This window comes from Nocardia kruczakiae NBRC 101016 (assembly GCF_001612965.1).
GTDB classification, from domain to species: domain Bacteria; phylum Actinomycetota; class Actinomycetes; order Mycobacteriales; family Mycobacteriaceae; genus Nocardia; species Nocardia kruczakiae.
Genome location: NZ_BDBL01000077.1, coordinates 1 through 14,640, shown reverse-complemented (window position 1 = coordinate 14,640; position 14,640 = coordinate 1). Strand labels below are relative to the sequence as shown.

Here is a 14,640-nt window from a genome sequence, read left to right as displayed (position 1 = left end):
GGCGCGAACGGCTCGGCGGCATGCTCGCGCGCGGCGATGCCGGGCCGTGGCAGGAATTCGAGCCCACTCTCGGTCCGCCGCCCCATTTCTCCGGTGCGGAACAGGCGAGAACCGTCGGGCTCGAAGGGATTCGCGACGAAGGCCGCCGCGGTCGCCGCCGGGCGGCCGTGGCAGCCCCGCGCCAACCTGTCACCACCGATGTACAACTCGCCCGCCACGCCGTCCGGCACCGGCCGCAGCTGTTCGTCGAGCACCCACACGGCGATACCGCGCACCGGGTCACCGGCGCCCGGTGCGACACCCGCCGTGGCGAGTGCGGTGACCGGCGTGACCGCCTGCGTCTGCGGGGCGAGAACGGCGTGGGTGACCTCCGCCGCTGCGGACAACTCCGTCAGGTCCGCGCCCGCGGCCACCGTGGGCGCGGCGACGACCAGCGTCGCACTGCCCCGGATCGCGGTCAGCAGCTCGAGCAACGACAGGGCCGAGGCCGACGCTGCCGGATGCAGTACCCGCGACTCGGCGTCGACGCCCAGCCGCTCGCGCCGCTCATCGCAGGCGGCGCACAGTCCGGCCTGGGTGATCACGGTGCCGACCGCCGCGTCCGCCTCGGCGATCGGATAGAGCACTGCCGCCGGATGTTCGGCCCGCAGCGGGCGCACCCGGTGGGCATAGGTCACCGGATCGGCGGGCAGCCGGTCCAGCGCGGCGCCCAGTTCGGCGCTGTCGAGACACAGCCATTCCGGTCCGGCCGGCAGTCCCGCGAGGTCGGCTGTCATGGTCAGCCCCACCGCGGGACGCGCGTCGGCGAGAATTCGGCTCGTCCACGTCTGCGGCGCAGCGGGATCCAGGGGTACGACGGCGGCGCCGGTCTGCGCGACCGCCCAGATCGCGATCACCGCTTCCAGCGAGGGCGCAGCCGCCACCGCCACCAGGTCCTCACTGCCGATGCCCCGCTGAATCAGCAACCGGGCCAACGGCGCCGACTCGGCGTCCAGCTCGGCATAGGTGAGATCGGCGACCGGGCCGGTGCTGTCCGCGACGACGACGGCTATCGCGTCCGGATCGGATTCCACCGCGGCGGTCAGCAGTTGCGGCAGCGTTCTCACGAACGATCTATGGGACCGGGCTCGGCGAATGCCGACAGAGTGGGTCATACCGTGGTCTCCTGCCGAACATCTTCCCGCCGCTCGAACAGCCGAACCACGAGCCTCTACCTCCTACCGCCGGTTGCCCGCTCATTGTCGGGCATGGGCCGACCCCACGCACCCCGGGCGCCGATCCCTCAGCATGGTCGCAGATCGGCGGCAACGGCGTGTGAAACCGGGCCAGCCGGATAAACCACTGCGGCGAAGCGACATACGTTGTCCGGTGCGCGACCGACATGCCAGAATCGGCCCTGTACGGATGACGGGTCGGGAAGAAAACTACACGGAGGACTTTCGATGTTGCGAACTGCAGGTTTTATCGGCGCTGCCGCGCTGGCCGGCCTGGTCACAGTGCTCGCGCCCGCGTCCGCTAACGCGGCGACCGGCTCGCTCGGCATCAACAGCCGGATCATCGGCAACCCGTCGGGATGCATTCAGGTGAACGGCAGCCCGCTGATGGCCAACTCGGTGGCCAACTACACCGATCGGGACGCCACCGTCTTCAGCAACGCCGACTGCACCGGTGATGTCACCGGTACGGTGCCCGCGGGTGCCGTCGGCGCCGCGAACGGTGGCAGCATCCAGATCGGCTGACATGCGGTAGCAGCAGCTCGGACAGTCGAAGGCCGCGTGGCGAATTCGCCACGCGGCCTTCGTCGTGTCAGGGACCGGTCACTCCGCTCGGTCGCGGTCGCGCAACAGCTCCTGCAATACCGGTCCGATCACCGCGAGCGCCTCGGGCTGAGTCATCAGCTCGTGGCGGGTCGGGACCGGGTGGTCCACGACATCGCCGGCGTAGGGACGCCATCCGGCGATGACGTCGTGGGTCCGGCGCTCGTCCGCGGCGGCGCGGAAGTAGTGCACGGTGCCGTCGAACACCTGCGGCACGAATCCGCGAGTCAGCTGAACCGAACGCATGGCGCTGGTGTAGATGCGCCGCAACCGATCCTGCGTGAGCACGACCAGATCCGCCGGAATCGCATCGTGCAACCGCACGAAGTCCTCCTCCGTCAACTGGTCGAGACGCTCCGGGTCCACATCGTGAATGCCGAGTTCGGCCAGCGTCTCCTGCATCGCCTCACGGAACGTGCCGAGGTCGAACCCGTGATCGCTGTCCAGCATGGCGAGCAGATCCACCTCGTGTCCCGCCGCGCGCAGCCGGACCGCCACCTCGTGCGCGAGCAGACCACCCAGCGACCAGCCGAGCAGCCGGTACGGACCCTCGGGCTGGCGGGCGACGATCTCGCGGACGTACCGGTCCGCCATCTCCGCCAGCGACCGCGGCGGTTCGGAATCCTCCGACAGCGCGGCGGCCTGCACACCGAAGATCGGCTGCTCCGGATCCGTGTAGCGCGCGAGCCCGGCGTAGCACCAGGACAGGCCGTACATCGGATGGATGCAGAACAGCGGACGCCGATCGCCCGCGGCGCGAATCGGCAGGATCAGCCCCAGCGCGGCGTCGGACTGCTCGTCGTATTCCAGACCGGCTTCCAACGATTCGGCGATGCGCGCGGAGATACCGGCCACCGTGGGATCCAGGAAGAACCACTGCACCCGAATCTCGGCCCCGGTGACCCGGCGCAGCCGATGCACCACGCGACCGGCGTTCAAGCTGGTCCCGCCGAGGGCGAAGAAGTCGTCGTCCAGTCCGACTCGATCGGTGCCCAGCACCTCGGCGAAGGCCGCTGCCACGGACTGCTGCAACCCGGTCACCGGTTCCCGGTAGGGACGCGCGGCGAGCGCGGGAATCGGCAGTGCGCGGCGATCCAATTTCCCACTGGCGTTGAGCGGTAGCTCCGCCAGCGGCATCAGCACCGCCGGGACCATGTACGCGGGCAGACGGCGCCGCGCATAGGCGGTGAGCTCGTCCGGATCGACGGCGTGCCCCGCGGCCGGGACCACATAGGCGACCAGGCGGTCCGGATCGGGTACCACCGCCGCGGCCGCGTGCGCCACCGATGCGTGATCGAGCAGTACCGCCTCGATCTCACCGAGTTCGATGCGCTGTCCACGCAACTTCACCTGGAAGTCGGCGCGACCCAGGTATTCCAGCCCGTCCTCGCCGAACCGCACGATGTCGCCGGTGCGGTACAGGCGCCCGCCGGGTTCGAACGGATCGGCGACGAACCGCTCGGCGGTCAGCGCCGCAGCGCCGTGGTAACCGCGAGCCAGCTGCACACCGGCGACGTAGAGTTCACCGGCCGCACCGGCCGGCACCTGCCGCAACTGCCGATCGAGCGCGTACACACGGGTATTGGCGACCGGATCACCGATCGGCACCGCGGTGCGCCCGGCGCCGGCCTCGGCGCGGGCGGCGGTCACCACGGTGGCCTCCGCGGGGCCGTACCAGTTGTGCAACTGCGCGGGCAGGGCGTCGTGGAACGCGGCGGCGGTACCCGTCGTCAGCGCTTCACCGGCGGCGAACACCAGGCGCAGCGGAGAATTCGGTTGCCGGCCGAGCTCCAGGAAGGCGTCGAGCATCGCGGGCACGAAGTGCACGGTGCCGATCGACTCCCGGGCGATCACCTCCGCCAGGTACTGCGGATCCCGATGCCCGTCCGGCTCCGCCACCACGATCCGGGCACCGGTCTGCAAGGGCCAGAACAGTTCCCAGGTGGAGATGTCGAAGGTGGTCGGCGTCTTGTGCAACACCGTGTCACCGACCCCGTGCGGATACCGTGCCTGTGCCCAGCGGAACTGGTTGGCCACCTGCCGATGCGTGATCACCACACCCTTGGGCCGGCCCGTCGAACCCGAGGTGTAGATGACGTAGGCGGCGTTGTCGGGGCGCGGACGCGGAAGCGGTTGCGCCGCTCGCGCTGTCAGGCTCGCCACGTCGACCACCGGAATGCCGGTGGCGGTGGTGAATCCGTCGGCCGCCGTGGTGAGCACGCACAGCGGGCTGGACCCGCGCAGCACATGATCGTTGCGTTCGGCCGGATGGTCCGGATCGACCGGCACGTACGCGGCGCCGCTCTCGAGGACCGCGTAGAGCGCCACCACCAGTTCCGCCGAACGCCGCATCGCCACCGCGACGCGGGTCTCCGGCCCGGCCCCCGCCTCGACCAGGGCACCGGCCAGACCGGTTGCCGCGGAACGCAATTCGGCGTAGGTCAGGGTCCGGTCGCCGAAGGTGACCGCGGGTGCGTCCGGAGTGCGGTCGCACTGCGCGTGGAACAGCGACACCAGGGTGGCGTCGTCGAGCAGTTCCGGCGCCGCGGTGTCGTTGCGTGCCGCCAGGCTCGTCCGCTCGGCGTCGAGCAGCAGCCCGATGCCCGGCAGACCCCGGCGCGGCGCGGCGACGAACTCACCGATCAGCATGCGCAACCTGTCGGTGACGGCGGCCGCGGCCGCCGCGTCGACGGTGTCGTGCCGGTACAGCATCTTCACCCGAAGCTGCGAATCCAGGTTCACCAGCACGGTCAGCGGGTAGTGCGTGAAGTTGACCGCCTGCAGGCCGGTGACGGCCATACCGTCGATGGTGCTCGCTTCCTGCAACCCCTCGGTGTCGATGGGATAGGACTCGAACGCGATCATCGTGTCGAACAGGCCCTCCACACCGAGGGCACCCTGGATTTCGGCCAGCCCGATGTGGTGCTGGTCGAGCCGGGCCGCCTGCTCGGACTGCAAGCGCTGCAACGCATCCTGCACCGACCAGCGCGGATCGAACCGGACGCGCACCGGAATCGTGTTGACGAACAGCCCGATCATGTCGTCGATGCCGTCGAGCTGCGGCGGACGACCGGAGACCGCGGCCCCGAAGACCACGTCGTCGCGATCGGTGTGGGCCGCGATCACCGCACCCCACGCCGCCTGAACCACGGTGTTGACGGTCACGCCCGCCTCGGCGGCGAACGTCGTCAGCGCGCGGGTCTGCTCCGGCGACAGGTCGAAGGTCAGCGTGCCGATGCCGTCACCCGGGGCGGCGGGCGCCGCGAGCGCCGGGGCCAGATGGCTGGGCTCGAGCCCGGCCAGGGCGCCGGCCCACTCCGACAGCGCCCGATCGTGGTCCTGCCGCGACAGCCACGCCAGGTAGTCGCGGTACGGCCGGACCCGCGGCAGCATCGACGAATCACCCTGCACCGCATACAGAATCAGCAGATCCTTCATCAGCAGCGGCATGGACCAGCCGTCCAGCAGGATGTGATGCGTCGTCAACGCCAGATGGGTGGCGCCGGAATCGGTGCGGTACACCGTGAATCGCACCAGCGGCGCGACCGCCGGATCGAACCGGTACCGGTCCGCGGCCAGCACCTGGGTCAGCTCGTCGTCGGCCACCCCGGTCACGACCTTCCAGGGCACCTCCACATCGTCGACCACCAACTGCACGGGCACACCGGTCGCCGTGGTGACGAAGGCCGTCCGCAGATTCGCATGCCGATCGAGTACCGCCTGCGCGGACCGGTGCAACCGGTCCAGATCGATGTCACCGGACAGTTCCAGGGCGAACTGCATGACGTAGTCGTCGACGCCGTCGGCCGCCTGCAGTTCGGTCAGGAACAGCAGGCCCTCCTGCAGCGGCGACAGCGGCAGCACGTCCGAGAGTCCCGGACGAGCCTCCCGCCAGGCGTCCAGTTCCGCCTGGCCGACCCGCACCAACGGCACGTCCGACGGAGTGAGGCCGCCGGCCGCCGGATCCTGGGCATGGCGGGCGAGCGCGGTCAGGGCGGAGACCCAGTCCTGCGCCAGTTCCCGCACCGCGTCCTCGCCGACGATATCGGCCGCGTACAGGAAGGTGACGTCCATGAGCGGGCCGTCCGGACCGTCGTTGACGATCGCGTTGACGTCGATCACCGCCGCCGCCGGCATGTCCGGATCCTGATCCGCGACAACCGATCCCAGTTCCGCCGTGGGCAGCCAGCCCAGATCCGGCAGGCCCTCGGGAACGCCGCCCGCGGAGACCCGGCCCAGGTAGTTGAAGCTGATCTGGCCCAGTTCGCCCGCGACCGCCGGTGCGGAGGCCGGGTTGAGATACCGCAGCAGCCCGTAACCGATTCCCCGGTCGGGCACCGCGAGCAGCTGTTCCTTCACCGACTTCACCAGGTCCGCGGTCACCGACGCGCCCGCGAACGCGGCTCCGACGTCGATGCCGGTCAGATCCAGCGAGACGGGATAGATGCTGGTGAACCAGCCGATCGTGCGGGTCAGGTCGGCCCCGGGGACCGTGGCCTCCTCGCGGCCGTGGCCCTCCAGCTTCACCCGGGTCACCGGTGCGTCGATGCCACGGCGACCACGCCAGGTGCGAACCGCCAGCGCCAGCGCGGCCAGCAGGCCGTCGTTGACACCACCGCGGTACAGGGCGGGCAGGCGGGTGAGCACGGCGTCGGCGACCTCCACCGGGACCCGCGTCTCGAAGCGACGCACGGTCCGGTGCGTGTCGACCGCCGGATCGAGGGCGCGAGCGCCCAGCAACGGATCCGGCGTCGCCAGCACACCACGCCAGTAATCCGTCTCCGCGATCCGCTCGTCGGACTCCGCCGCGGTGACCAGACCGTGGGCCCACCGCCGGAACGATGTGCCCACCGGCGGCAGCTCGATCGGAGCACCGGCCGAGCGCTGCGCCCAGGCGACCGCCAGATCCGGGATCAGGATGCGCCAGGACACGCCGTCGATCACGTAGTGGTGCGCGGCGACGGTCACGGCGTCGCGGCCGTCGGGCCGGCGCAACCAGGTGAAGGTCAGCATCCGTCCCGCCTGCGGGTCGAGCGCCGCCAACGCCGAATCCATTGCGGTGCTTGCGATCCGGTTCAATTCGGCGGCGTCGATCCCGGCGGGGACGTCGATCGTGGTGACCAGATCGCGGACATCCACCGAACCCGTGGGCAAGGCCTCGAAGGTCCAGCCCTCGCCGGTCCGCCGGACCCGCGAGCGCAGCACATCGTGGTGGTCGAGCACCGCGGCGATGGTCGCGATCAGACCGGATTCGTCGATGTGCTCGGGCAATCCGAGCACCATCGTCTGCGCGAACCGGTTGTGCACGCCGCCGTCCAGATAGGCCGCCAGCACGGGAGTCAGCGGGATTTCGCCGACCCCGCCGCCCGGCAGTTCGGCCAGCACCTCGGGTTCGGCCAGCCCGTCCGCCACGGCCACCCGGGCCAGTCCCGCGACCGTCCGGTGTTCGAACACATCGCGCGGGGTGAAGACGATTCCGGCCGCTTTGGCCCGTGACACCAGCTGGATGGACATGATGCTGTCACCGCCGACCGCGAAGAAGGAGTCGTCGACCCCGACCTCCGGCACGCCCAGCACCTGCGCGAACAACTCGGCCAGCCGTGTCTCGAGCGCGGTGAGCGACGTCCGCGACGCCGTCACCGCGAAGGCCGGCGCCGGCAACGCGCGGCGATCCAGTTTTCCGTTGGCGGTCAGCGGAATCGCGTCGAGCACCACGAAGGCCGACGGCACCATGTACTCGGGCAGCGATTCGGCCACCCCGGCACGCCAGCGATCGTCGACGTTTCCGGCGGACGGACGGTCCGCCGGGTCTTCGGGAACCACGTACGCGACGATGCGCGGATCGCCGGGGCGGTCCTCACGCACCAGCACCGCGGCCTGGGCGATGCCGGGGCGGGAGAGTACGGCCGCCTCGATCTCGCCGAGTTCGATGCGGAAACCGCGCACCTTCACCTGATCGTCGGCGCGACCCAGATATTCCAGATCGCCGTCGGCGTTCCAGCGCGCGAGGTCACCCGAGCGGTAGAGGCGGGTGCCCGGCGCACCGAACGGATCCGGCACGAATCGGCCCGCGGTCAGCGCCGGCTGCCCGAGGTAGCCGCGCGCCAATTGCGTTCCGGCGACGTAGATCTCACCCGGAACGCCGACCGGCACCGGCCGCAGCCGGTTGTCGAGCAGATACGTGCGCAGCCCCGGGATGGCCCGCCCGATCACGCTGCCGTCGGCCTCGGCGACGGCCGCCGCGTCCAGGGCGCGGTAGGTGACGTGCACGGTCGTCTCGGTGATGCCGTACATGTTGATCAGTCGGGGCGCGGCATCGCCGTGGCGGTCGTACCAGCCGTTCAACCGCCGCAGCTCCAGCGCCTCACCGCCGTACACCACATATCGCAACGCCAGTGGCGACGCGGAAGGTGCGGCGGCCTGGTCGGCCGCGTCGAGCTGATAGAACGCCGAGGGCGTCTGGTTCAGCACGGTGACCCGTTCCCGGCGCAGCAGTTCCAGGAACTGCTCCGGCGAGCGCGAGGTGTGGTAGTCCACCACGACCAGGGCGCCGCCGTGCAACAGCGGGCCCCACAGCTCCCATACCGAGAAGTCGAACGCGTAGGAGTGGAACATCGTCCACACGTCGGTCTCGTCGAAGGCGAACCAGTCGCGCGTGTTGGCGAACAGCTTCGCCACGGTGCGATGCGGCACCTGCACGCCCTTGGGGCGACCGGTCGAACCGGAGGTGTAGATGACGTAGGCGATGCTGTCGGGAGTCGGCGTACCCCGGCGCTCGGCCGGCGTGATCGGGTCGGACGACACCGCCGACAGATCCAGCCGATCCAGTTCCACCACGGTCGGGACCCCACGCAACTCGATCTCCCGATCGGAGGTGGTGACCGCGCAGATCGGCCGGGCGTCGTCGAGCATGTAGGCGATGCGGTCGGCCGGATACGTCGGATCGACCGGCAGATATCCGGCTCCGGCACGGATCGCCGCCAGCAGTGCGACGACCAGATCCGCCGAACGCGGCAGTGCCAGCGCCACCAGCGTCTCCGGACCGGCGCCCGCCTCGATCAGGGTGCGCGCCAGGCGGTTCACCCGCTGCGACAGTTCCGCGTATCCGATTCGCTCGTCCCCGAAGATCAGCGCGGTGCGATCGGCATGTGCGGCCGCCGCGGCGTCGAACGCCTCGACCAGCGTCGTCTCCGGACCGGAATCCGTTCCCGCCGAAACCCATTGTCCGAGTACGCGATCGCGTTCGGCATCGGTCAGCAGCTCGATATCGGCGACCGCGGTATCCGGTGCGGCCGCGATCTCGCGCAGCACCCGGTGGTACCGCTGTGCGAACTCACGGATCGTCGATTCGTCGAACAGGTCACGCGCGTAGGTGATCCGGCCCGCGAGGGTCGCATCGCCGGCCGCGTCTCCCGCCTCGAACAGCGTCACCGACAGATCGAACTTCTCGATCGCCACGTCGAAATCGACGGCCTCCACCCGGAGTCCGGGCAATTCGAACGAGCCCGACGGCAGGTTCTGGAACGCCAGCGACACCTGGAACAGCGGCGAGCGCACGGTCGACCGCTCGGGGGCGAGCGCGTCCACGAGCCGTTCGAACGGGATGTCGGCGTTGGCGAACGCCGCCAGGTCGGTCTCGCGCTGACGCGCGAGCAGGTCGAGGAAACTCTCGCCCGGTCGCAGCGAACTTCGCAGCACCAGCGTGTTGACGAACATGCCGATCAGATCGTCGAGTGCGGCCTGGCCGCGGCCGGCCACCGGGGTGCCGATCGCGACGTCGGCGCTGCCGGACATGCGGCCCAGCAGTACCGCCAGCGCGGCGTGCACGACCATGAACATCGTGGTGTTGGCCCGGCGGGCCAGCTCCACCAGGCCCTGGCGCACGTCCGCGTCGACGGTGAAGTCGATGCCGGCGCCGAGGTAGCTCGGAGCGTTGGGCCGCGGCCGGTCGGCCGGCAGCGTGGACTCCTCCGGCAGATCGGCGAGGGCGTTGCGCCAGTAGTCGATCTGACGTGCCGCCAGCGATTGCGGATCGTCCTCCGCGCCGAGCAGCTCACGCTGCCAGACGCTGTAATCGGCGTACTGCACCGGCAGCGGAGCCCACTCGGGCTCGAGCTGCTGCGCGCGAGCGGCGTAGGCGGCCATCACATCCCGGGTGAGCGGTCCCATCGACCAGCCGTCGCCCGCGATGTGGTGGACCACGAACACGATCACGTGCTCGTCGGTCCGGTCGGTGAGCCGGAACAGCGCGACCCGCAGCGGAACCTCCGCCGACACATCGAATCCGACGGCGATCACGTCGATGATCCGCTCGGTCAAGTCGCGCTCGGCCACCCGCATCGGCAGAATCTGCGGAGCCGCCTGCGAGGCCGGCTCGACGACCTGCACCGGACCGTCCTGAGTCTGCGGGTAATAGGTACGCAGAATCTCGTGGCGGGCCACGACATCGCCCACCGCGCGGCGCAACGCCGGAACATCCAACCGCCCGATCAGCCGGACCGCGATCGGAATGTTGTATGCCGCGGATTCGGTGTCGAACTGGTTGAGGAACCACATCCGCTGCTGCGCGGGCGAGAGCGGAATGCGTTCCGGCTTCTGGCTTCCCGTCGCCGCGGGCGCCGTGCTGCGCGCGGTCAGCGCCGGGCGTGCCGCGGTGGCCGAGGTCTCGACCTGGGCGGCGAGCCGCTCGACCGTCGCGGCCTCGAACACCAGCCGCACCGGCACCTCGGCGTCGAGGGCGGTGCCCAGGCGCGCGACCACGCGGGTGGCGCTGAGGGAGTTGCCGCCGAGGGCGAAGAAGTCGTCGTCCAGACCGACCCGCTCCACACCCAATACCTCGGCGTAGACGGCCGCGACCGCCTGCTCCGTCGCGGTGACCGGAGCCCGGAAGGCGGTGGCCTCGAAGACCGGCTCCGGCAGGGCGGCGCGGTCCAGCTTGCCGACCGGAGTCAGCGGAATCCGGTCCAGCACGATGATCATCGCCGGCACCATGTGCGCCGGAAGCTGTTCCCGGGCGTGGGCGTCGAGGACATGCCGGTCGAATGCCGCCGTCGCGCCGGTCGCGGCGGGCAGCACGTAGGACACCAGCGCGGTCGCGCCGCTGGGCGTCGTACGCCCGACGGTCACCGCGAAATCCACCGATTCGTGGGCGGCGAGCACCGCGTCGATCTCACCGAGTTCGATGCGGAAGCCGCGCACCTTGACCTGGAAGTCGTTGCGGCCCAGATATTCCACCCGGTACTGCGCCTGGCCGCCGTCCTGCGGAGCGGACAGCCAGCGCACCACGTCACCGGTGCGGTACATCCGCACCCCGGGCAGCCACGGACACGCCACGAACCGCTCGGCGGTCAGGCCGGGACGGCGATGGTAGCCGCGAGCCAGTTGCGCACCGGCGACGTAGAGCTCGCCGGCGACACCGGCCGGTACCGGACGCAGGCGCTCGTCGAGCACCCAGGCGGTGATGCCGCGGATCGGTCCACCGAGGGTGACCGGCTCGCCCGGCCGCAGCGCATCACTGATGTTGGTGGCGATGGTCGCCTCGGTGGGACCGTAGGCGTTGTAGAACCGCCTGGTACCACTCGCGACCGGAACCGCCCAGCGGCGCACCAGCTCCGGAGCCCAGCTCTCACCACCCGTGACGACGACCTCGAGCTCGTCGAGTCCGGTCGGATCGACCGACGCCATCGCGGCGGCGGTGACGAACGCGTGCGTCACCCGCTCGGCCCGCAGGAATTCCGCGAGTTCCGCACCGCCGTACACGGTGGTCGGCGCGATCACCATGGTGGCCGGTCCGGCCAGCGCCAGCAGCAGTTCGAGCATCGCGGCGTCGAACGACGGGCTGGCGAAATGGAGGGTGCGCGACCGCGGGGTGACGCCGAAGCGGTCCCGCTGTTCGGCCAGATATCCGGCGATACCGGCGTGGGTGATCAGCACACCCTTCGGCAGACCCGACGAACCGGAGGTGTAGATCATGTACGCGATATCGGTAGGCCGCAGCGGACGAATCCGGTCCGTGTCGGAAATCGGTGCGCCACTGCGCCGTTCGAGTTCCATCCCGAACGTGGGATGGTCGAGCAGCAACCATTCCACGGTCGCCGGGAACCGGTCGCGCACCGCGCCGACGACCAGACCGAGGCGGACCTCGGAATCGGTGACCATGCGCTCGATGCGCTCGGCGGGATAGTTCGGGTCGATCGGCACGAAGGCGGCACCGGCCTTGGCGACCGCCCAGACGGCCAGCACCGATTCGATCGACCGCGGAATACCCAGTGCCACCCGGTCGCCCGGGCCGATACCCCGGCCGATCAGTTCCCGGGCCAGTCGCGAGGAGCGGGCATCCAATTCGGCGTAGGTCATCGACCGTCCGCCGCCGCGCAGCGCGATCGCTTCCGGTGCGGCCGCCGCCGCGGCGGCCATCAGGTCGGGCAGGGTGGCGGAGGTGGTCACCGCCGGACCGGCCACCCGGGTCAAGCTTTCCGTCTCGGCCGCCGAGAGCACCGGAAGGTCGGCGACGTCGATGGCCGGATCGGCGGCGACGGCACTCAGCACCCGGCCGAACCGCTCGGCGAAAGCACGAATCGTGGCTTCGTCGAACAGATCCCGCGCATAGGTGAACCGCACGGCGAGGCCACTGTCGGTTTCGGTGACGGTGACCGTCACGTCGAAACGTTCGACGCCGGTGTCGGATTCGAGCGCTGTCGCCCGTAGTCCGGGCAGCTCGAAGCTGCCCGAGGGCAGGTTCTCGAACGAGAGGGCCACCTGGAACAGCGGGCTGCGGCCGGTGGACCGGACCGGATCCAACGCTTCCACCAGGCGCTCGAACGGCAGATCGGCGTGCGCGAAGGCAGCCAGATCGGTATCCCGCTGCCGGGCCAGCAACGCGCTGAACGGTTCGGCGGCCGCCGTCGTCGTGCGCAGCACGACGGTGTTGACGAACATGCCGACCACATCGTCGAGTTCGGCCGCCCCGCGACCGGCCACCGGGGTGCCGATGGCTACGTCGGAGTTACCGGACAGCCGCGACAGCAGCACCGCGAGCGCGGTGTGCACGACGACGAATACCGAAGCATTTCCGTTGCGGGCCAATGCTTTCAGACCCGCATGAACGTCGGCGTCGACCACCGCGTCGACGGTGCCCGCCCGGAAGGACTGGGTCGCCGGTCGCGGCCGGTCGGCGGGCAGCGTCGATTCCTCGGGCAGCCCCGCCAGCGCGGACTTCCAGAATGCGATCTGCTCGGCGGCCAGCGAGTCGTCGTCCGTCTCGTCACCGAGCAACTCCCGCTGCCACAGCGCGTAATCCGCGTACTGCAGCGGCAGCGGCGCCCATCCGGGCTCGTCGCCGTTGCTGCGGGCCGCGTACGCCGCCATCAGGTCACGGGTCAGCGGTCCCATCGACCAGCCGTCGCCGGCGATGTGATGTACCACCAGGACCAGGGCGTATTCCTCGGCACCGAGCGCGAAGAGAGCGACCCGTACCGGCACTTCGGCCGCGACGTCGAAGCCGCGCGCGACCACCGCACCGATACTGTCCGCCAGTTCCGTTGCGTCGACCGCGACCGGCCGCAGCTCGGGAGTGGCTTCGGCGGCGGATCGGATGCGCTGCACGGGTCCTTCGGCGTCCTGGGGGTACCAGGTGCGCAGGATCTCGTGGCGCGCGACCAGATCGGCCACCGCCGCGTTCAGTGCGGCGATATCCAATGCGCCGGTCAGCCGCACGGCCGCGGTGATGTTGTAGGCCGGCGAGGTGGTGTCGAACTGGTTGAGGAACCACATCCGCTGCTGCGCCGGCGAGAGCGGAATGCGGTCCGGACGCGGTCCCGCGACGAGCGCGGGGCGTCCGGCGGCCGGAGCCTGCGCCTCGACCCGCGCGGCCAGTCCGGCGACGGTGCCGGTTTCGAACACCACGCGGACCGGCACCTGGGTGTCGAGGGCGGAGCCGAGGCGCGCCGCGACCCGGGTGGCGCTCAGCGAGTTGCCGCCCAGTGCGAAGAAGTCGTCGTCGCGACCCACCCGCTCGATGCCGAGCACCTCGGCGAACACCGCGGCCACGGTCTCCTCGATGGGTGTGGCGGGGGCGGTGTACTCGTGGGTCTCGAAGACCGGCGCCGGCAGCGCCTTACGATCGAGTTTCCCGGATGTGTTGAGCGGCAACGCGTCCAAGACCAGCACGGCCGAAGGGACCATGTAGGACGGCAAGCGGTCGGCGACGGCCTCGCGCAGAGCCGCGGAGTCCAACGCGGCGTTCGGGGCGGCGACCGCATAGCCGACGAGCTGCTCGCCGGCCGGCCCCGGAGCGACGACCGCGACGGCCTGGCTGACGCCCGGAACGGCCAGCAACGCGGCCTCGATCTCGCCCAGCTCGATGCGCTGGCCCCGGAACTTCACCTGGAAATCGATACGACCCAGGTAATCCAGAACCGGATCGCCGGACGCCGTGCGAGTCCACCGGACGAGGTCGCCGGTGCGATACATACGAGCCCCGGCCGCACCGAACGGATTGGCCACGAACCGATCCGAGGTCAGATCCGGACGACGCAGATAACCCCGCGCCAACTGGTCACCAGCGAGATACAACTCACCGACCACACCATCGGGCACCGGCCGCAACCGCGAATCCAAGACGTAGACCTGCGAATTCCACTGCGGCACACCGATCGGCACCGACACACCGGCGCCGGGCACCGCCGGCCAGTAGGTGATCGAGACCGCAGCTTCGGTGGGACCGTAGAGGTTGTGCAGTTCGGCGTCCGAGACGGCGGCGAAGGCGCTCACCGTCTCCGGGGGCAGTGCCTCACCGATCACGAACACATGCCGCAACGACGCC

3 protein-coding genes are annotated in these 14,640 nt (G+C 70.3%); 1 reads left to right on the top strand and 2 read right to left on the bottom strand.

Features of this window, described 5'->3' with window-relative positions; translation table 11 throughout:
- Positions 1-1,106: AMP-binding protein (locus NK1_RS32700; protein WP_167354341.1), on the bottom strand; the 1,106-nt coding region annotated here is incomplete at its 3' end.
- A 336-nt stretch (positions 1,107-1,442) separates the two neighbouring features.
- Between NK1_RS32700 and NK1_RS32695 the strand changes: the two genes are divergently transcribed.
- Positions 1,443-1,739 carry a hypothetical protein gene (locus tag NK1_RS32695; protein WP_063906176.1) on the top strand — a complete coding sequence of 99 codons (297 nt, stop codon included), beginning with the start codon at positions 1,443-1,445 and terminating at the stop codon, positions 1,737-1,739.
- 78 nt (positions 1,740-1,817) lie between these two features.
- Here the strand turns inward: NK1_RS32695 and NK1_RS32690 are convergent.
- Positions 1,818-14,640, bottom strand: a 12,823-nt coding sequence (locus tag NK1_RS32690) for a non-ribosomal peptide synthetase (RefSeq protein ID WP_063015036.1), incomplete at its 5' end; no start/stop codon positions are given.